The organism is Candidatus Neomarinimicrobiota bacterium (assembly GCA_021734025.1).
Lineage (GTDB): Bacteria > Fidelibacterota > JAANXI01 > JAANXI01 > JAANXI01 > JAANXI01.
The window spans coordinates 62,594-84,003 of sequence record JAIPJS010000009.1; the positions used below are offsets into that span (position 1 = coordinate 62,594).

Annotated in this window: 18 protein-coding genes; all 18 read right to left on the bottom strand. The window is 49.6% G+C overall.

Features of this window, described 5'->3' with window-relative positions; all coding sequences use genetic code 11:
• Positions 1-11 precede the first annotated feature (11 nt).
• A complete protein-coding gene (locus K9N57_11010; GenBank protein MCF7804711.1) occupies positions 12-1,664 on the bottom strand; it encodes a tetratricopeptide repeat protein in 1,653 nt (550 codons plus the stop codon).
• Between the two features lie 197 nt (positions 1,665-1,861).
• Positions 1,862-6,055, bottom strand: a complete 4,194-nt coding sequence (locus tag K9N57_11015) for a T9SS type A sorting domain-containing protein (protein ID MCF7804712.1) — start codon at positions 6,053-6,055, stop codon at positions 1,862-1,864.
• Positions 6,056-6,291: 236 nt separating this feature from the next.
• Entirely contained in the window at positions 6,292-7,206 is a 915-nt protein-coding gene (argF, locus tag K9N57_11020) for an ornithine carbamoyltransferase (GenBank protein ID MCF7804713.1), read from the bottom strand.
• A gap of 194 nt (positions 7,207-7,400) precedes the next feature.
• A complete protein-coding gene (gene hslU, locus K9N57_11025; protein MCF7804714.1) occupies positions 7,401-8,771 on the bottom strand; it encodes an ATP-dependent protease ATPase subunit HslU in 1,371 nt (456 codons plus the stop codon).
• A complete protein-coding gene (hslV, locus tag K9N57_11030; GenBank protein MCF7804715.1) occupies positions 8,768-9,310 on the bottom strand; it encodes an ATP-dependent protease subunit HslV in 543 nt (180 codons plus the stop codon). Before hslV ends, hslU begins: the two co-directional genes overlap by 4 nt.
• Positions 9,307-10,161: a protease modulator HflC gene (gene hflC / locus K9N57_11035; protein MCF7804716.1), complete on the bottom strand. Its 855-nt coding sequence runs from the start codon at positions 10,159-10,161 to the stop codon at positions 9,307-9,309. Before hflC ends, hslV begins: the two co-directional genes overlap by 4 nt.
• A complete protein-coding gene (gene hflK / locus K9N57_11040; GenBank protein MCF7804717.1) occupies positions 10,158-11,132 on the bottom strand; it encodes an FtsH protease activity modulator HflK in 975 nt (324 codons plus the stop codon). The genes hflC and hflK overlap by 4 nt, the downstream gene beginning before the upstream one ends.
• Before the next feature lie 329 nt (positions 11,133-11,461).
• Positions 11,462-12,925: an RNA polymerase factor sigma-54 gene (rpoN, locus tag K9N57_11045; protein MCF7804718.1), complete on the bottom strand. Its 1,464-nt coding sequence runs from the start codon at positions 12,923-12,925 to the stop codon at positions 11,462-11,464.
• Positions 12,918-13,646, bottom strand: a complete 729-nt coding sequence (gene lptB / locus K9N57_11050; GenBank protein ID MCF7804719.1) for an LPS export ABC transporter ATP-binding protein — start codon at positions 13,644-13,646, stop codon at positions 12,918-12,920. The genes rpoN and lptB overlap by 8 nt, the downstream gene beginning before the upstream one ends.
• A 3-nt stretch (positions 13,647-13,649) precedes the next feature.
• Positions 13,650-14,192, bottom strand: a complete 543-nt coding sequence (gene lptC, locus K9N57_11055) for an LPS export ABC transporter periplasmic protein LptC (protein ID MCF7804720.1) — start codon at positions 14,190-14,192, stop codon at positions 13,650-13,652.
• Positions 14,192-15,169 carry a KpsF/GutQ family sugar-phosphate isomerase gene (locus K9N57_11060; protein ID MCF7804721.1) on the bottom strand — a complete coding sequence of 326 codons (978 nt, stop codon included), beginning with the start codon at positions 15,167-15,169 and terminating at the stop codon, positions 14,192-14,194. The genes lptC and K9N57_11060 overlap by 1 nt, the downstream gene beginning before the upstream one ends.
• A gap of 37 nt (positions 15,170-15,206) precedes the next feature.
• Positions 15,207-15,599 carry a GxxExxY protein gene (locus K9N57_11065; GenBank protein MCF7804722.1) on the bottom strand — a complete coding sequence of 131 codons (393 nt, stop codon included), beginning with the start codon at positions 15,597-15,599 and terminating at the stop codon, positions 15,207-15,209.
• Between the two features lie 49 nt (positions 15,600-15,648).
• A complete protein-coding gene (locus tag K9N57_11070; GenBank protein ID MCF7804723.1) occupies positions 15,649-16,209 on the bottom strand; it encodes an HAD hydrolase family protein in 561 nt (186 codons plus the stop codon).
• Positions 16,206-17,036 (bottom strand): 3-deoxy-8-phosphooctulonate synthase, encoded by an 831-nt coding sequence (kdsA, locus tag K9N57_11075; GenBank protein MCF7804724.1) that lies wholly within the window; start codon positions 17,034-17,036, stop codon positions 16,206-16,208. The genes K9N57_11070 and kdsA overlap by 4 nt, the downstream gene beginning before the upstream one ends.
• A 29-nt stretch (positions 17,037-17,065) precedes the next feature.
• Positions 17,066-18,742 (bottom strand): CTP synthase, encoded by a 1,677-nt coding sequence (locus K9N57_11080; protein ID MCF7804725.1) that lies wholly within the window; start codon positions 18,740-18,742, stop codon positions 17,066-17,068.
• A 5-nt stretch (positions 18,743-18,747) separates the two neighbouring features.
• Positions 18,748-19,488: a 3-deoxy-manno-octulosonate cytidylyltransferase gene (gene kdsB / locus K9N57_11085; protein MCF7804726.1), complete on the bottom strand. Its 741-nt coding sequence runs from the start codon at positions 19,486-19,488 to the stop codon at positions 18,748-18,750.
• A gap of 114 nt (positions 19,489-19,602) precedes the next feature.
• On the bottom strand, positions 19,603-19,887 hold the full coding sequence (gene gatC / locus K9N57_11090; protein MCF7804727.1) for an Asp-tRNA(Asn)/Glu-tRNA(Gln) amidotransferase subunit GatC: 285 nt from the start codon (positions 19,885-19,887) through the stop codon (positions 19,603-19,605).
• Between the two features lie 112 nt (positions 19,888-19,999).
• Positions 20,000-21,307 (bottom strand): T9SS type A sorting domain-containing protein, encoded by a 1,308-nt coding sequence (locus K9N57_11095; protein MCF7804728.1) that lies wholly within the window; start codon positions 21,305-21,307, stop codon positions 20,000-20,002.
• Positions 21,308-21,410 lie beyond the last annotated feature (103 nt).

Below are 21,410 nucleotides of genomic sequence, written 5' to 3' on the forward strand. Positions count from 1 at the left end.
TCAAATCCTTCCTAATCCTGTTCAATATTCCCTGAAAAATTAGGATACAATTCTGTTATACACTCGGGACAGATCCCATGGGTGAACTGTGCTTCCGAGTGATCAATTATGTAATGCTCCACCTCATTCCAATAGCCGGAATCGTCGCGGATTTTCTTGCAATTCGCACAGATAGGCAGCAGACCCCGGAGTGTTTTGATTTTTTGTAGCGCCTCCTGAAGTTCCTTCCGCTGCTTTTCCAGGATACCGTTTGCGGATACAAGTTTGATATTCGCCAGTTTCTTCTGATGGTAAAACCGGTATATCAGAATACCGCCGCCGATTAATACGATTATCGTGAACACCAAAAATATACCAAGTTGTCGCTGTTTCGCTATCCTGAGATTTGCCGTTGTGTTTTCCTGTTCCAGATTTGTAATTTGCTGCTCCCGCCGCTGTGCCTCGTATTGGGTCTGAAGTTCGGCGATTCTTTCCTGCGTTTCTGCTGCGGTAATACTGTCTTTGGTCGCGCTATATAATTTATGATTCCGCAGCGCCTCCTGAAAGGCACCGGACGATTCATATACTTTCGATCGTGTTTTGTAGATTTCCACGAGCTGCCGTCGTAATCCGAGCTCGGCAGCCTGAGATTCGGCTTTATCCAGATATTCAATTGATTTAGAATACTGATGCATTCCCTGGTAAACCGTCCCAATATTGTAGTAAGAGTTGACTATCCCGTTCCTGTCTTCATAATCTTGCTTGATTGCCAGCGCGTTAGTCAGGAATTCTAGCGCTCTCCGGTACTGTTCCATATCAATGAGCACCAGACCAATGTTTTCCAGTGCCCCAGCGATCTCATACCGGTTTCCGAGTTTTTGTCTGATATCCAGCGCCTTATTTAAGTATTCCAAAGCGGATTGATACTCTCCCTCATACCAATAAATAATCCCGATATTGGTGAGTCCACCGGCCACGTAGCGCGGACCGAGATGGTTCCGGTAAATCGCCAGCGCCTTCTTATGGAATTCCAGCGATTTTTCATAATTACCCAACTTTTCATAAATCACACCAATATTTCCGGTGACCCGACCGATACCGGCACTGTCTACAATACTCTCATACATCTTCAGCGCGTCCAGATAATACCGGAGGGATTCTTCATATTTCGCAATAGTTTTATGCACAATTCCCATATCGTTGTACAAAGTTGCCAGTTTTCCCTCAAGACTGAGAGAATCCGCCATCCGGATACCCTGTTCATAATAGGTCATGGCCTGTTGATACTCGCCAATCATTTCGTGGGTAAAACCGATATCACGAAGGGCCCTGACCTGTTCATTCGGCAGGTCCGCTTCGGTTGCGACACGCAACTGTTGCTGATGCTGGTCCAGCGCCTCTTCCCGCCTGGAAGAATGGTAATAACCTTTGGCCATGTTTCGGTGAGCCCGAATTTCTTCCATGGGAAAGTTGGCCGTTTCTGTCAGTTCCAGCGCTTGTTCCCCATAGATGATTGCACTATCCGACTTTGCCGGAAGGGCCTGTTCCCCCAGGTCATTCAACCGAATGACGCGATTTTGTATCGAACCTGATTCTTCCTGTGGAATGGCATAAATGCTTTGGACTCCGATACTCCACAACACAACTATCGCAGTACAGATGCGTAGAACAAGATTTAAATTCATTAGAAATTATCCCCATCTATATAGAGGTCAGCCGCTAAGTTCTAGCCTGATTTGACTGCGAACAATCAAAGTTTGAATTACCTCAATCATTACTCGTTTGCACTAACATTGTCATAAAAATACATAAAGATGTAAGTGAGAGCGAGGAGAAAAGAAAAAGCCGCTGTTCGCTCAGAACAGCGTATTGGAGGGGAATTTTATTTGAGCAGGGTAAATTTTCCGGTCTTCCGCAAAGTCCGGTCTGCACTCTTTACCACAACCCGGTATACGTACATGCCGCTGGCCAGGTCGCTACCGTCGAACTGTACCATTTTCGTACCGGCGGTCATCCGGCCAAGTTGCATGACTCTCACCTGCTGACCCCGAATATTAAAGATCTGTATCTGCACATTCGAGGCGCCCGGCAACGCAAACTGGAATGTAGTTTCCGGATTAAACGGGTTCGGATAGTTGGAATAGAGCCGGAAATTTTCGGGCACATCTGCTCCATCAGCCACTGGTGTCGTGGTTGGTTCATACAGTTGATATTGCCAGGCTTCCGTAGTTGCCTGGGGACCGGCTCCATCTTTGCCTGCCCAGAGAAGGGTGGTGCCGTCGGCACTGATTACCGGATTCTGGTCATTCGCATTATCATGTGTAACGCCGGTGGTCGTCCCGGTTTTGTGGTCATAATAGAAGACATCTTTTACCCATTGTTCCTCGTTGATAATTTTCGAATAGGCAAAGAACCGGCCGTCTTCACTGTAATCGTAATCGTCCAGGTACTCGTCAATACCCTGATCATCAACCATCACCTGCTGACCGGTGGAAATGTCGTACCGGTAGATGACGTTGTTTCCCTCTACATTGCCTTCGGCGCTTACCTGGAAAAAAACGGTGCTGCCATCACCGGTGAGCGCTCCGAATTCAATCCACATGTCATCTTCGGTGGAATTCTCACTGATGATTATTGTGGAATCGGTGGTCGTGTCGTACAGCCGTAGTTGCTCCATCTCTGTGCTGTCTACCTCTGTTTGATAGAGCACTCGGGTACCGGAGCTGTCGATTTCGGGATATCCTTCCACGGAATATCCTGCTGCGAATTCCACCAGACTCGAGTCCTGAGTGTTATATACCTTGAGTGAATCACTTTCTTCCAGCAAGAGATAGTTCAGGTCGGGTGAATAGTCTTCCAGATCGCCAATATCGGGAATTGGATTGTACAAACCAGTGGATTTATCATAGAGGACGGTCCGTCCGCGGTAGATTTTTCCGTTGTAAGCAAAGTCCAGCAGCACTCTGGAACCGTCATGACTGATGGCCTCTGGCGTCGCCATATCCGCGAGCACTGCCCTGTTCGTCTGTTCAATATCGAAATATACAGTCTGGGCATTATTCCCCTGGACGTCTGTCTGGCTCCAGAGCAGCACACTGCCGTCTCCGGACAGCAGCAGATTCGACTCGCCCACCGCGTTATCGGTCAGCACCTGTCGCGCCCCGACTTCTTTATCGTAGAGGTAGACCTCCGGAGAGAATCCGAGCATCCCGGTGAACACGCTGTATCGTCCGTCAGCACTGATCTGCAGATTCGCAACCCGCTGATCAGGCAGCTCACTGATATTGGTGCCGGGATTCTCCAGTCCGCCCTCGCTCATGGGATTCCGATATGTAAAGATTTCCCAGTCGTCGCCGTTGACTTTCTCCTCCCACGCCAGATACATGCCGTCCGGACTGATCCGCGGCGTGCGCATATCATCATCCGAATCCCGGACCAGTTGCGTCCGGTTGGTTATACGGGAGTGAATGTACAGCTTTTGATCCAATTCCCCTGTAAACACGACGTAGTTGCCATCATAGTCCATATCAAATGTCCTCGGATAGTTCGTGGACGCATCCAGATCGCCGTAATCGGAGCCGCCGATGTCCAACCCTTTTTCCTGCTGTGTATCATAGATATAATCGTGCGTCATGATATATCGGCCATCGTGACTCACCACCGGCCAGCCTTGTCCGGTGACTTCGTGGACAACCCCGTTTTTCCAGTATTCAATATGCCGCGAGGCACCGGTTGATGTGCTGGTTTTGGCTTCCCAGGCAATCACTTCTCCGCTGTCGCTGATGGCAATGCCCAGGGGAGTGACCTCATTTTCCATCCCGAGATTCTCATTCTCAGAAGCGGCCTTGGCAATACGCTCATTCGTGCCGCCGTTCACGCTGTCGCTCCAGGTGTATCGGTAAATCTCATACGGATCGCCGCTCGCATTTTCTTTGGCAGCATACGCAATGGTATAACCATCCGTGCTCACTCGCGGAAACATGGGATTGAGCCCCATACCCATATCCGTGTAATTGTGTCCATTGGCATAAAAGCCCAGTGTGAAATTACTGGTCCCTTCGGCATGGGAATAGGCGATCAGTCCTTTACCCCCCACTTTGTCATTGAATGGTTCAATCGCACCACGGCTCGGATAATAGTACACATGTCCCAGCTCGTCCGGGGTGACTCTTCCGTTGTACAGAAATATGCCAGCATTACCGTTGACGGTATTCGCAACGTACACCACGTTGTTCTGGTCGGCATTCAGGTGCTGTGCATTGGACTGGAGGCTGTAATCATTGGTATTCTTCCGAATGACCTCGTTATTCATATCCGAGTGATAGTAGACGGTTGAAGGCCCGATAATAAACGGATTGGTATCGTCCACGGAATTATCGGTTAACCGACGCGGACCGGTATCTTTTTCGCCGGGAAAAATCGTGATGAGCGCGGAATGCGATGCCGTAACGCTGTCATCATCCACCACCGTCAGACTCACTTTGTATTTACCGCTGTTGTAAAATCGGTGCTTCGGTGATTGGGAAGTATCGTCCACGGTTCCGTCGCTCTGGAAATCCCAGCGATAGCCTATGACGCTGCCGTCCGGGTCACTGGCGTTCGCCGTAAATGTGAGAGTGTCGGTCGTCAGCGCCTGCGTAGTATCGGCAGTGAAATCTGCGTTCGGTGGCAGATTGAATCCGGGGAATCCCTGGGAGGAAAATTGATATGCCACACCCATTTGCGAAACCCCGGACTGGGTGCTGTCGTTTGGTGCTCCCACCAGAATTTCCGCGCGGCCATCACTGTTGGCATCCGGGACTCCGGTGAGTTCCACCCCAAAATTATCATAGTAGGAGCTGAAATTCTGAGGCGTCGGCGAGACAAGTTCTGCCACAAAGGAAAAATCCGATGTGCTGAACACGTAGACTCGTCCGGCGCTCACTGTGCCGTCCGGTGCGTTTGCTGTGGAACCGACGAGGAAATCGGCCTGGTCATCATCGTTAATATCCGGGATCGCCTGTACGGCGTTCCCGAATTCACTGGGGGTACCATCTATGGGGGAATAGATCTCATGCATAGCGTCCAACGTAGCGCCGTTATATACGTATACTTTGCCGCCGGATCGCTCACCGTACTCATCAGGTGCGCCGACAATAAATTCCGGCACCGAATCGCCGGAGACGTCGGTGATAAAGGAGACGCTGGTCCCAAAATGACCGTTGAACTGGTTGACGTTTCCGCCTGCAAACGGCGTGACCACCGTTCTGTGAATACCGCCATCTGCTCCATTCACGATATGCACAAATTCATTCACCGGATTCCCGATAAGGAGATCACCAGAACCATCTCCGGTCAAATCGGTCCCACCGGCGATCTCCCCGCCAATGTCATAGTACGGATATTCCGCGTTCACCGGTTCATCAATGGTATGAAGAAAATCCGCGTATCCGTCTCCGTCGTTATCCACTCCGCTGTAAATGAATACCACAAACTTGTTTGCCCATGAATTTTCCCTGGATTGACTGTCCACCAAAACCAGGTCGGATACATCGTCACCGTTTACATCTCCAATCCCGGAGACGCTGGTTCCCAGCATTGTGGTTTCCATATTTGCAGGTGGACGGACAGCTAGCAAACTATCGAAGGTACCGCCATCGTAAACGTAAGCACCGCCGCGCTGTGTCGTATTGCCCCACATTTCCGCACCGCTGGCACTAATGATAATGTCGTCAGATCCGTTACTGTTGATGTCGCCGGTGTACTCCATATCTATTCCAAAAAATGTAGTAAAATCCTGGTTCGGGTTAGTCATAGTCTTAATTGTATCCTGACCTGAGCCATCGATATGGTATACCCGACCGGTGCGGGTCCAGATGCCCACATCCTCGTATGGTGCAGAAACCAGATATTCTCCGGCACCATTACCATCGATGTCGGATAATCCGAGGACTGCTCTGCCGAAGAGAGCGCCTTCCTGTTGATTCGATGCGGTAATCACTGCTTGTGAAAAGCCGGCAGCTGGCACCATTATAATCAGCACAAGGAAACCTGCAAGGATTTGGTGCACTTTACGATAAAATTCTACACGCCCCATTTGTACTCCCAATTTTTAATGATGAGTTAATTGGTCTCATTTCAGACGGTAGTTATGATAACAGCTGGCAGGACTTTCTCAAGTGATGGTTAATAATATTTGATATGGATCAACAAAACTATGAGTGAGACGTTGGCGATGTGATTTTGGTCAAAAAGGTAACTGGGAGGAATGAAAATATTACCGGTTTAAGCCCCTGCCACTGGGCTTGAACCAGCAGGAAAATCGTTAGGAAATTATTTCTCCATCAACTGCACCATAATCGCCTTCTGTACGTGCATCCGATTTTCGGCCTCGTCGAAGACGATAGAGTGGGGTCCGTCGATCACTACATTGGTAATTTCGTCGCCGCGATGCGCCGGCAGACAGTGCATCACGTAACAATCCTCTTTCGCCTGGGACAGGAGTTCCGAATTCACCTGAAACGGCATAAACGCTTTCCGTCGTTCTTCCGCTTCGTCTTCCTGGCCCATGGATGCCCAGACATCTGTATAGATAACATCTGTATCCGCTACTGCTTCTTTGGGATCGCCAAGGACCTCTATTTCGCTGATACCCGCCTCTCTGGCCTTTTCCAGGATAGTTGGATCCGGATCATATCCACTGGGTGAAGCGATGACAAAATGCATGGGAATCCGTGACGCCAGATTAATCCAGGAATTGGCTACGTTATTTCCGTCACCAACGAACGTGACTTTGAGCTCATTCAGGTTTCCGCGGTGCTCCAGTACCGTAAAAATATCCGCCATCACCTGACACGGATGGTTGAAATCCGTCAGACCGTTAATCACGGGCACGGATGCGAATTCAGCAAGTTCTTCCATGTGACGATGCTCAAACAGCCTCGCCATGATACCGTTATTATACCGTGAGAGCACCTGAGCAATGTCCTTTACCGCCTCCCGCTTTCCGATACCGATATCGTTTGGCGAAAGATAGAGAGCATGCCCGCCCAGCTGGAACATCCCGGTCTCGAATGACACCCGCGTCCGGGCAGACGGTTTGGCAAAGATCATTGCCAGGGACTGGCCGTCCAGCCGATGGTGCGGAATGCCCTTATTCACTTCTTCCTTCAGTACTTTCGTGAGCTCGAAGGTCTTCATAATTTCTTCACGGGTCATATCCGTGATAGCGAGAAAGTCTTTTTGCACGTCGTTCTCCTAAACTACAGTGTTAAAGTGTTCCGGTGTTTAAGTGTTAAGGTAAAATCGCCTGCTCTCCATAGGATTGAAGAAGGCAGTGTATCAGGTTGTTATCGACAGTATTGCGTACTGCGTATTACGTATTTAAAAAATTGGAGTTAAAATTACGCAATACGTAATAGCATATATATCTACCTCTTTGTCTAAAGAATGTATCTCGTTAAATCTTTATCCTCCACGATTTCCCGGAGCCGATCCCGGACAATTTCGCCGGTGATAGTTGTTTCGCCGGGGTCCCCATCCGGCAGCTCAAACTGGAGGTCTTCCAGTAATAAGGTCATAATGGTATGGAGCCGGCGTGCACCAATGTTCTCCGTCGTTTCATTAACTTCCGTCGCGATCTCCGCCACTGCTTCAATAGCCCCGTCTTTGAATTCCAGTTCGACGCCCTCCGTATCCAGCAAGGCCTGATACTGTTTAATCAACGCATTCTCCGGATGCTGAAGAATCTTGATAAAATCCTCGGTAGTGAGGCTGTTCAGTTCCACGCGGATGGGAAACCGCCCCTGGAGTTCCGGAATCAGATCCGACGGCTTGGTCATGTGAAATGCACCGGCGGCAATAAACAGGATGTGCTCGGTCTGCACCATGCCGTACTTGGTCATGACGGTAGAACCCTCCACGATTGGCAGGATGTCCCGTTGTACGCCTTCACGGGAGACGTCCGCCTGGTTGCCGGAACCGCCGCCGCGATCCCCGGCGATCTTATCAATTTCATCCAGGAAGATTATACCGGAATTCTGCACCCGCTGAAGCGCTTCGTTAGTCACTTTATCCATATCGATCAGCTTGTCGGCTTCCTGTTGGGTCAGGATTTTCCGGGCTTCGGCCACGCTGGTCTTTCGGGTTTTTTTCTTGGACGGCATCAGATTGCCCAGCATGTCCTGGAGATTTACCCCCATTTCCTCCATGCCGGACGCCCCGAAGATCTGCATCATGGGTGTGCTGTCATCTTGGACTTCAATTTCAATCTGCCTGCTTTCGAAGTCTCCGGCATTCAGGCGCTGCCGGAATTTTTCCCGGGTCTTTTCCCGGCGCTCATCTGCCGATTCTTCCTCGGTGCCTGATTTGGGCGCCGGTGGAATCAGAATATCCAGAATCCGCTCGTTGGCCTGTTCTCTGGCGCGTTCCTGCACCCGTTCCTCATGCTCCTCCTTGACCATGTTTACAGAAATATTAGTCAGGTCACGGATCATGCTTTCCACATCCCGACCGACGTATCCGACTTCCGTAAACTTGGACGCTTCCACCTTCAGGAACGGTGCGTTGGCCAGGTTTGCCAGGCGCCGGGCGATTTCGGTTTTCCCTACGCCTGTGGGCCCGATGAGGATAATATTGTTCGGATAGATCTCCTCCCGCATATCGTCGTCCACCTGCTTCCGGCGCCACCGGTTCCGTAGCGCAATGGCGACCGATTTCTTGGCCTTTTCCTGACCGATAATGTATCGATCCAGTTCCTTCACAATTTCTCTGGGAGTCAGCTCCCGTCCGGGTAATTGAATAGCTTTTTTCATGAGTCTAATGTCAATACGGTTATATTATTATTGGTATAAATACAGATATCTGATGCAATTTCCAGGCTCTTCCTGGCCATCTCCCCAGCACTCAAATCGCTGAATTCATTCAGCGCCCGGGCTGCGGCAAGGGCATAATTTCCGCCGCTGCCAATGGCCACGATGTTATCGTCCGGTTCGATGACGTCGCCGTTACCGGAGATAATCAACGCCCCGTTTTCGTCCATCACCGCCAGTAAGGCTTCCAGCCGGCGGAGGAATTTATCCGTCCGCCATTCTTTGGCCAGCTCCACGGCAGCGCGGTACAGATTCCCTTTATATTGCTCGAGCCGCCCTTCGAATTTTTCGAACAGTGTAAAGGCGTCTGCGGCTGCTCCGGCGAAGCCTGCAAGCACTTTATCGTCATAAAGCGTGCGGACCTTTACCGCTTTATGCTTGGTTGCGGTTTCACCCATAGTCACCTGACCGTCACCGGCGATGGCGGTTTTACCATCTTTCCGTATTCCAATGATGGTGGTGGCGTGGTACGTTTCACTCATGGCCGGGCTCCCTTGATGTATTTCAGGAAATCGGAATTCGGTGATAAAAAGATCACGGTGCTGTCATCGATGGCTTTTTTATAGGCGTCCATCGTCCGGGTGAACTCGAAAAACTCCGGCGACTGGCCAAAGGCATCCGCGTAAATCCGGATGGCTTCGGCATCCCCTTCGCCACGGATCTGCTCGGCTTTTCGACGCGCTTCCGCCAGTATCACTGTCTTCTCACGATCTGTCTGGGAGCGGATAATCGTCGACTGTTCTTCACCTTCGGAGCGATACCGGTTCGCCTGCCGCTTCCGCTCGGCGCGCATCCGGTTAAAGACCGCCTGCTCGTTCTCTTCCGGGAGGTCGGCCCGCTTGATGCGTACGTCGATGACCTCAATCCCGTATTCGTGGGATTTCCGGTTGGCCGCGTCTGCCACGTCTTTCATGATCTTTTCCCGGGCGTCGGTGACAATTTCATTCAGATCGTGCTTTCCCATCTGCTCACGCAGCTCGGAATAGATCAATTCATCCAGTCTGGCCTGTGCTGCCGCCTCCGTGCGAACCGTCTGAAGAAACACTAACGGTTCCACGATCTTCCAGTTGGCGTAATTATCGATGATCAGGCTCTTTTTATCTTTGGTAATCACCTCACTTGGTGATACATCGTATTGTAACAGCCGATCTTCAAACTTTAATGCTTCCTGAAACGGCGGGGGCATTTTCATGTGTAGGCCGGGCTCCTGCACCACCCGCACCGGCTTGCCAAACTGCAAAACAACCACCTGATTTTTTTCGTCCACCGTATACAGGGACATCAGTACTAAAATTCCAGCAATTGCGAGAACTATCCATTTAATATGTTTCATTGGCGGCCTCCTTTTCCATCCAGATTCAGGAGTTTGAGGACATTATCGCCGCCCTCCGAATCGATGATATATTTTTGAATGCCCGGTAGTATTTCTTCCATAGTCTCCAGATAGAGCCGCTTTTCCGTAATTGACCGGGCTCTCCGGTATTCCCGGACCAGCTGGACAAACCTGGCCGAGTCGCCCTGGGCATTCTTGATGCGCTGTTGTTTATACCCGCGTGCCTGTTCCAGGAGTTGCTCCCCCTCGCCGCGAGCTTTCGGAATGACATCGTTGCGATAACCTTCTGCCTGGTTGATGATCCGGTTTTTATCCTCCTTGGCGCTGGCCACATCCTTAAACGCATCCACCACCTGTTGCGGGGGCTGGACATCCTGTAGCTGTGCCGCTACAATATGAATGCCCGCCTGATACCGGTCGAGTATCGATTGCAGCAATTGGTGCGTACTGTCCTGAATCACGGCTTTCCCGGTGGTGAGTGCCTCGTCAATCTTTCGGGCGCCTACAACCTGCCTCAATGCAGCCTCTGCACCGGAGTGGATTGTGGTGCTCGGATTACGCACTTCAAAAAGGTAGTTCTCCGGTTCCTTTATCCTGTACTGGACAACCAGCTGCACATCCACGATGTTTTCATCACCGGTCAGCATCAGCGATTCGTTCGGAATCTGCCGTATCCGCCCATTTCCTATACTGCGAAATCCGACTTCTATGCGCTTCACCTCGGTTACTTTCGGCGTATCGACCTGTTCAAACGGTGCCGGCAGGTGATAATGCATTCCGGACGTTGTCTGGCGGGTCATTTCACCGAACCGCCGTACCACACCGACTTCATCCGGTCCAACCACGTATATTCCGCTGGCCAACCAGAGTAAAATGACTGCCCCGATGATATACAATACAGTGTTGCCCTTGAAATTCAGGTCGGGAATTTGGAACTCTTCCCCGCCGATTATAATTCGTTTTTTCGCCATTCTTACCTCAAATCATTAAGTATTATTACCACAAAATATTATTGCGATACTGTGTTCCTGGTATTGTGAAGCACTTGACTGATCATCCGTTGCTTTTATAAACATACAAAATACAGAGAGCAACATGTGCGAGAACAATTTTCCGTGTTCCCGGAGTTTTGCCGTCCCGTATGAGTTTATCTGGCTGCGCACGATATGCAAACCTATCACTTTCCGACTCTCATCCCTAATACTCTCTTCCTCATTGACTCTTCTCGCGCAAGTCAAAAAAAGATGCCATCCCGTGTTGACGAGATGGCATTAATTTCACAGGACAATCCGAATTGTTTTTACGCATCAATCTCCCGACGTAACCGTGCCACCGGTATATTCTGTTGTTCTCGGTATTTCGCTACAGTCCGTCGGGCGATAGTGTAACCGTCTTCCCGCAGTTTCTTCGCGATCTTGCTGTCACTGAGTGGCTTCTGTTTGTCTTCTTCCGCAACGATATCTTTAATCCGATCCTTAATAACCCGATTCGAGACTTCGCCATCCTCCGTTTTGATGCTCTCGGTAAAGAAATATTTTAACTCGTATACACCGCGATCGGTCTGGACGTATTTTCCATTGGTCACCCGGCTGATTGTGGAGATATCCATATCCACATCTTCGGCAATATCCTTGAGAATCATCGGTTTCAAATGTTCTTTCCCTTTATCAAAGAAGTCATACTGACGCTGAACAATGGCCCGCATCACCCGCAGCATTGTGGTTCGGCGCTGGTGGATACTATTGATAAACCAACGGGCCGAATCGATCTTCTTTTTCAGGAAATTTTTAGTCTCCTTGTCCCCGGATTTTTTTCCTTTTTGGTAGAGAGTGAGATAATAATTGCTCAGTTGCAATTTCGGTATATTGCCGTCATTCAGGCTAATCACAAATTCATCATCGATCCGCTCCACAATCAGATCGGGCACAATATAATTGGTCTCTGGATCCAGCAAGGCCTCACCGGGTTTCGGATTCAGCCGCTCGATTACGTTCTGTGCCAGCACCAGATCATCCTTGGTATAATCAGTTTTCTGCTCGATTTTGGAGAAGCGCTTGTTCGCAAAATCGTCAAAATGGTTCTTCACGATATCGAAGGCAATCTCCGCATCCGGAGTTTCCTCCAGCTTATCTTCCAGTTGGATCTCCAGGCACTCCCGCAGGTTGCGACTCCCGATGCCCACCGGTTCAAGATGCTGTACCTCCCGCAGGACTTCCTCGACTTTGTCCACAGTAGTACTGGTATTAGCCGCTATGACTTCCATGTCAGTGGAGAGATATCCCACATCGTCGATGTTGTAAATAATCTGCTCGGCAATTTCCCGCTCGAGATCGTCGAACTGAAGCAAATTCACCTGTTCCAGAAGATGGTCCGTGAGCGACAACCGCTGCGGATTGGGGATATCCGGATGATCCTTTCGACCGCTGTATTGCGAATACTGCGGTTCGAATCCGTCCGGGTCATTCAGAATTTCGTCCCAGTCAATCTCCTCGGCTTCCAGATCGCCATCTTCATCATCGGCGGCGAGTTCCTGTTCCCCGACGTCCCCTTCCAGGGCTTCTTCCGTCTCGGAATTCTCCTCAGCTGGTTCTTCGGTCACGTCATCGTCTATTTCCAGTACCGGATTTAACTCCACTTCGGTTTTTATTTTCTGCTCCAGGGCGATAATTGGCAACTGGAGCAGCGAGGACAAGAGAATCTGCTGCGGTGACAGCGTCTGCCGGAGCTCCAATCCCTGATGTTGTGTTTGGCGTAAATCAATCAAGACGAAATTTTCTCCCTAGATAAAGTTGACGCGCCTCCTCATCATTTGCAAGATAATCCGACGATCCTGTCTTTAAAATTTTCCCCTCGAACATCAGATATGCCCGGTCAGTAATCGAGAGCGTCTCCCGCACATTATGATCCGTAATTAGCACTCCGATACCTCGTTCTTTTAATTCCCGGACGATATTCTGAATATCTTCCACCGCGATGGGATCAACCCCCGCGAATGGTTCATCTAAAAGTAAAAAACTCGGGTTTGAAACCAAAGCTCGAGTTATTTCGGTTCGTCGGCGTTCTCCGCCCGACAGGGAACTGGCTGTATTCTTCCGGAGATGCTTTATTTTCAAATCGTCCAACAGATCTTCCAGGCGTTCCTTCTGCTGTTTCTTTGTGAGATCCATCATTTCCAACACGAGCATGATATTCTCTTCCACTGTCAGCTTCCGGAACACCGAAGCTTCCTGGGAAAGATATCCGATGCCACGCCGAGCCCGCTTGTACATCGGTAGTTTTGTAATATTTTCGCCGTCCAGCATAACTTTTCCATCATTCGGGGAGATCATGCCTGTGATCATATAGAAAGTCGTTGTTTTTCCGGCGCCATTCGGCCCCAGCAATCCAACGATTTCTCCGCGGTTCACCTCCAATGACACGTCGTCCACCACGGTTCGCCGACCGTATATTTTCTTTAAATTTTTCCCCCGTAAAACTTCAGCCATACCTTATTGCTCAAACTCCCGCCTGGTGACGCCCCGCGGATTCAGTATCCTCCACTCGGTTAAATCATTATTGGATTCAAACCCCACACCGTGCAATGTATCGGTTTCTGTGGTTAAAGTCACGGTCGTATCGGACGTAATTGTCTCTGTTCCCGGATTATAAGCAAGCCGCTCCGTATACAGGGTAACGCCACTGTCCGATTCCACTACCACATCACGAAACGCACGCATAATGTTTTTCTCCCGGAAAACGATGGCACTATCGGCCCACATCGTTGAAGTATGCGAGTTATCCCGGTAAAAGTCAGCCTTCACTTTTTCGTTCAGGATAGTCTTATCTTCGTCGGCATACTGGGCCAGATGTCCGGCATGGACGACTGCATTCCGGACACCAAGCTTGGTGAGATAAATTTCTGAATTCCAACTTTCCTGAGTCGGGCGATTAGCTGTCGTTCCATCTCTTGAATCCACTTCAGGATCACTACAACCGATTAAAAAACTCCCAACCAAAATTCCAATGATGATAAATCGGCCCAGCTCCATCACTATGCAATCCCGGACCTCAGGATATCATGGATGTGGATAATGCCAATCGGATCGCCTTCAGGTTGACTTTTGAATACAAAGAGTTGGGTAATGGAAAACTCTTCCATCACGTGTAGCGCCTTTTGTGCCAGGGCATCTCTGGTGATCCATTTCGGTTTCTCGGTCATAATGTCAACAACGTCCCGATCCAGGATATTGTTCCCCCGTTCCAATCCCCGGCGGAGATCTCCATCAGTAATAACTCCGATTAAAGTGGAATTTTCATCCAGAACTCCGGTAACGCCTAAACCCTTCGATGTGATTTCAAAGAGCGCCTCCCGCATGGTCACTTCGTCGGAAACCAGCGGAATCGCTGAGCCGGTATGCATTAAATCGTTTACAGTCAGCAACAGTTTATTGCCCAGGGATCCACCGGGGTGCAACATGGCGTAATCATCCTCATCGAAACCACGCTTCTCAAGAAGTGCAATGGCCAGTGCATCGCCCATAGCCAGCATGGCGGTGGTGCTTGCAGTTGGTGCGAGCCCCAATGGACACGCTTCCTCCGGCACGCTCGTGTCCAGGACGTAATCGGCTCGGTTTCCCAGCGTGGAGTCCGGATGCCCGGTTATAGCAACCAGAACAATACCCAACCGCTGGAACGACGGCAGTAGTTTGACAAGTTCGTCGGTCTCTCCACTATGAGAAAGAGCGATAACCACGTCTTCTCTGGTAATCATCCCCAGGTCGCCATGGATACCCTCCGCCGCATGGAGATAGATAGATGGTGTGCCGGTACTTGCCAAGGTAGACGCGAGTTTTCTGGCGATAACGCCTGACTTCCCCATACCCGTAACAATCACCCGCCCCCTGGTATCGAACAGCTGCTCCACAACCGCCACGAACTTCTCGTCCAGGCGTTCCAGCAGATCATTGAGTGCATTCCGCTCAATCTCGATGACCATCCGGCCGTTTTTCAGTATTTCATTTTTAGACATGTATTATCCTCAACCGCAAAGACGCGGAGGCGCAAAGTTAAAAATTATTAACAAACCGTTTAAATCCATCCTTAATTTTAGCAACATAAAAATTCACCAGAAAACCGAGTCTTTTCTCAGCTAATTTCAAATACGACAAAATTTGGGCTTCGTGTACGGGTAAAATCGATTCAACAGTTTTTAATTCAATAATGATTCTTTCTTCAACCAAAAGATCTATGCGCAATTTCTCTGATAGGGTGACATTCTTATATCTGAGTGGGACGGCAACCTCCAACTCAGATTTTAGTTCTCTCTGTTTCAACTCATGATCAAGGCATTTCGCATACACCGACTCAAGCAATCCCAGCCCCATTGTTTTATGGACTTCAAAACTAGCATCTAAAATATCTTTCGAAATTTCGTTCAGCCTCTGTTTTGAGAATTCCATTATATTTTTTTCTTTTCTTTGCGCCTTCGCGACTTAGCGGTTCATTTTATTATCCATCTTCACCCTCCATGTACACCTTCCGCTCCATTTCGTCTAACGCTTGTTGCAGTTCGCCCCGGGCATCCAAGATCAATTCAATAACTTCGGTGACAGCCCCATCGCCTCCATGAGTTTCCAGCGTATAATCGGCCACCTTCTTCACGGCATCTCTGGCATTCGGGACCGCAAAAGCTAAACCGACCTCTCTCATCACTGGGATATCCACGTAATCGTCACCGATGTAAGCGGTTTGGGATTTTTCCACGCCGAACTGTTCCAGAATTGCTTTGAGTGCCACATTTTTATTCAGATACCCTTGATATACGTGATCTCCAATACCGAGTTCTTCCGCGCGTATTGTGGTGGCATCCGAATGTCGGCCACTCAGCAATGCAATTGCCAGGGAAGTGTGCCTGGCCAGAGCAACTCCCATCCCGTCGCTAACGCTGAACCGCTTTAGTTCACCGGAACTGCCGACATAGATAGAACCGTCGGTAAACACACCATCAACATCCGAGACCAAAAGTTTGATTTTCGCCGCTTTCTCCAATACGGAATTCGGAACGCTCACAACTCCTCCAGTTGTTGGGTCACTTCGTAAATTGCCTGTAATTGTTGAATCAGCGCTCTTGCCTTCTGTAGCGGCCACTGAGTTGTCGAGTCGCTCAGAGCATTTTCCACATCATTATGTATTTCCATAAAAATAGCATTGACTCCCGCTGCAATAGCCGCTCTTGCCAGTGCCGGGATATGCTCCCGCATGCCACCTGTAGATTTTCCAAGTCCGCCTGGCAGTTGCGCCGAATGGGTGGCATCAAACACCACTGGATAGCCGAACTCCTGCATAATTGGTATGGACCGCATATCTGAGACCAGGTTATTGTACCCAAAACTCGCACCACGTTCCGTCAGGAGAATCTTTTCATTCCCCACCGAGGTAATTTTGCTGATGACCTGTTTCATATCCCACGGAGCCAGAAACTGCCCCTTTTTCACGTTGACGACCCGTTCGCTTTCAGCAATTTCCAGGATCAAATCCGTCTGCCGACAGAGGAAAGCGGGAACTTGTATTACGTCGGCGACTTCACCGATTATTTCCACCTGCCATGGCTCGTGAACATCGGTGAGAATAGGCAGACCGAACTCGCGTTTTACCTCCGCCAAAATTTCGGCGCCTTCTTCCACTCCAGGCCCCCGGTATGACTCAATGGAAGACCGGTTCGCCTTATCGTACGAGACCTTAAATACGATCGGAGCACCGGTTTCCTCTGATAGTTCCTTAATGTCTTCCGCCATTTGCATTGTATGATCGCGACTCTCAATGACGCACGGGCCGGCAAAAAATGCCAGAGGAGTTCCTTCTCCGATTTTGATCGAATCTATGGTGACTGTTTTCATATGCTATTCAGTTTTCAGGATTGCGGTTATTATTTCTTTGCTTTCGAAGTGAGTGTTGGCGATTGTGGCTCCGAGGAACCGTTGGAAGAGGAGCCTTCGTGCTGACGTACCGTTGCCCGAACAAATTCCCGAAACAGCGGATGTGCTTTACTGATCCGTGACTTTAATTCCGGATGAAACTGTCCTGCCACGAACCACGGGTGATCCTCCAGTTCAATAATCTCGACTAATTTTCCGCTGGGCGATAAACCGGCAAAGGTCATCCCGTTATCCTGCAGGATTTCACGATATTTATTGTTCACCTCATACCGGTGGCGATGCCGTTCGCTGATATTCGCCTCATCATAAGCATCATACGATTTTGTACCTTCCTGCAACCTACAGGGATAGGCGCCTAGTCGCATGGTACCGCCCTTTTTGGACACATCTTTTTGGTCCGCCATGAGATCGATTACCGGATCGGGACTCGACTCGTCAAATTCGCTGCTGTTCGCCCGGGGCAACCCACAGACGTTTCGCGCAAATTCAATAACCGCTGTCTGCATCCCCAGGCAGATCCCCAGGAACGGGATCTTATTTTCTCTGGCATACCGAACAGCCTGGACTTTCCCCTCAATCCCGCGTTCACCGAATCCCCCGGGAATGAGCAGTCCGTCAACGCCCTCTAGTGCCGTGACGGCATCCTCCAGCTCCTCGATCTGTTCGGAATCTACCCAGCGCACATTCACATTCGCCTTGGATTCCGCACCGGCGTGAACAAACGATTCCAGAATGCTCTTATATGCATCGTGCAGTTTTGTGTATTTGCCACAGATGGCGATCTCTACCTGATATTTCGGATTTTTCACCCGGTAGACAAAATCTTCCCACTCCTGAATAGAGGGCTCGCCGGCTTCAATTTGCAGTCGGTCGACGATCTGTTCGGCCACGCCCTGCTTGTTGAACATGAGCGGTACTTCGTAAATATTGTCCACATCTTTTGCCTGAATGACGGCCTCAGTTTTTACATTACAAAACAGCGCAATTTTATCTTTGATCTCCTTCGTCAATGTCTTCTCGGTCCGAGAAAGCAGCATATCCGGTTGCAGCCCGATTTCCCGCATCCGCATGACGGAATGCTGGGTCGGCTTTGTTTTGATTTCGCCGCTACTTTTGATGTACGGTACCAGAGTCAGATGGATGATCATAGAATTCTCATTGCCCACCTCATGGGTGAACTGACGAATAGATTCCAGAAATGGCAGACTTTCGATATCCCCGATTGTACCGCCGACTTCCGTGATAACGACATCATAACGATTGCCCGGCTTATTCACCGCCCGGATCCGCCGCTTAATCTCATCGGTAATATGCGGAATAACCTGCACGGTGGCGCCCAGGTAATCGCCCCGGCGCTCCTTGTTGATGACGGAGTTGTACACCTGACCGGTGGTGCAGTTATTATCTTTGCTCATATCCACATCGATAAACCGCTCGTAGTGCCCCAGATCCAAATCGGTTTCAGAGCCATCATCGGTCACATACACTTCCCCGTGCTGAAAGGGACTCATCGTTCCCGGATCTATGTTAATGTAGGGGTCAAATTTCTGAATGGTGACAGACAATCCACGGGATTTTAGCAAATATCCCAGGGATGCGGAAGCAATGCCTTTACCCAACCCGGAGATGACGCCTCCGGTAACGAAAATGTACTTTGTGTCTTTCATAGCAATTAGCCTGTAGTTTGGAAATGTTGACGGACGCGTTCAAGATCTTGTTCAGTATCAACGGCGGCGGCACTGTAACCCACCGGTTCAACATGGATAACATGGCCGTGTTCCAGTGCCCGGAGTTGTTCAAGCTGCTCGGCCAATTCCAGCGGTGTCGGTTTGTACTGCGTAAATTGTATCAGGAACTCCCGGCGGTAAACGTACAACCCGATGTGCTTCCAATGCGGATTTCCGGACAAACCGGCAGTAGCTTCATCACGAATATACGGCACAGGTGACCTGGAGAAATACAGCGCCCGGTGATTGGCATTCATAACCACCTTCACCACATCCGGGCTATTTAACTCCTTTCTCTCCAGCGGGCAAGCGATTGTCCCCATCGGAATGTCCGGATTTTCCAGGAGTGGCCGGATGGCAGCGTCGATTACTTTTGGCTCAATCAGCGGCTCATCTCCCTGGATATTTACCACAATCCCGGCATCAATCCCAGCGATGGCTTCTGCGATACGATCCGTACCTGATCGGTGTCCCTCGCCTGTCATAATGGCTTCACCGCCAAAATCCGCCACGGCTTCCCGGATACGGTCATCATCGGTAGCAACCAGTACCCTGTCCAGGGATTCTGCTTGCAGACAACGTTTGTAGACATGTTGAATCATCGGTTTTCCTGCAATGAGTGCCAGTGGTTTCCCGGGCAACCGGGTCGACTGGTATCGTGCAGGAATTACACCGATACAGTACATCGTGCTCTCAGCATCTTTGGTAAAATCGGGGAAATTTCAGAGGGTAATTCGCCGTTGGGATGTTGTAGAGAAAAATGAGGAGTGGTGAGTTGGAGTTTACCCTCGCGGATCATGCTATATCACTTTAGGGACGACAAAAAATTCACCGTCCGATTTGGGCGCGTTTTCCAGCGCTTTATCCTGGGAAAGAGATTCCCGGGATTCATCCTCCCGGAAAGCATTGGTTACATCCATCACATGGGAGAGTGGTTCAACCTCGCTGGTATCCAGTTCTTCCAGTTTTTCAATATAGTCCAAAATATCGCCGAGCTGTCTGGTATAGGCCGATTTTTCATCATCGGTCAAACGCAATTTTGCCAATGTAGCAATATGTTCAACTTGCTCCAGCGAAATGCTCACAATCAGGTCCTCTCTGGATTGGTAGCCTTACGATTTCAGTGCAAATATAGGACGAGTCGGTTTGAGAATCAATCCCGTTGTATCGATGAAAATCTTTGATACTAAAAGTACACTATTTTACAAGGATTATTTTCCGGGTAGTTTGGTAATTTGCCGCTTCAAACCTGACAAAATAAATGCCGGACGAGAGTTGGGCCCCATCAAAAGTAAAATGGCGTGTTTCGTTTGTACCGTTTATCTGCGCTGCATGGATTACTTCCCCCCGTATGCTCGTGACCGAAATTTGAACCGGACTATCGCCGGGAAGGTGGTAATCAATGGTTGTGACAGGATTGAACGGATTGGGGTAGGCCGCAGAAATATAAAAGTCTGTCGGAAAGATCGGCTTCTCCTCCCGGGTAGCTGTCGTGGTACTTATTACTCCGGCACCGGCATACTTCATCACAGTGGATTTCACATTCTCAACCGAATCCAGCACTGCCCTATACTCGTATGGCGGAACATAATCGGTGGTCGAGGTAGTTGGCTGACTGCCCTCGCAGTTTACAAAGAGATTGTCCGAGAGGTTCCAGTAGCCGGTGGAATCACTGTACCAATATCCGATCGGGTTGAGCATGTTCTCGAAATAGTTCTTTTCGATGACTAAGTCGGCGCCCTGCCTGGCATTGATACCGGTCTCGATATTCCGGCTGTAATAGTTATTAAAAATATGTCCATGGCCGAACCTGTAGGCCGGCAGTCGGGAGTTACACGTATCAATCCAGTTGTGGTGGTAGTTGAGACGCCGATTGTAAACGTCGTCATCTGAACTGCCGACCAAGCTTGTTTTATAACTATGATGGAGATAGTTCCACGAGATGGTAATGTAATCGCAATCCCGCTTGGCATCGAGCAAGCCGTCGTAATAATCTTTGTCATGATCCAGATCGTTATAGAGCGTACAATGATCGACCCAGATATGATCGGCCGGCCCCTCGATGCTGACGCAATCCCCTTCTCCCTCAGAGACGTGATGGATGGTCAGATTCCTGATGATGATGTTGCTGGCCTTCCAAATTTTAATTCCGATGCCGTCGAAAATTCCGCTGGAATCCTGACCGATAATAGAGAGATCCGAAAGGTCCTTCACGCTGATTTTGGACTCCTCGGTATTGTCCTGGGATATCGTTCCATTTACAATAATATTAAGGCCATCCGGGTATTCGCCATCCTGCTTCTCGCCTATAACTTCCTCAATCTCATACCCGGTGGATGCTGTGACTATTTCACCGCCTTGCCCGCCTGTGGTTCCGCCATCGAGAGTGGCGAACCCCACTAAAGCAAATTTTTCTTCAATGTGAATTTCCTGTCCCGTTAATGGATGGGTAAGCATCCCAATTAAACCGAATAGTAGCAGTAATTTCCTGGGTAAAGATTTCATGGATTCTCCGGGCGGAAGAAGTTAGATCAATCGGGAGTTAAATGGTATGCGAAAAACGGTCACAACATAATTCTCCCCCGGCCTGTCACCGGGGGAGAATTAT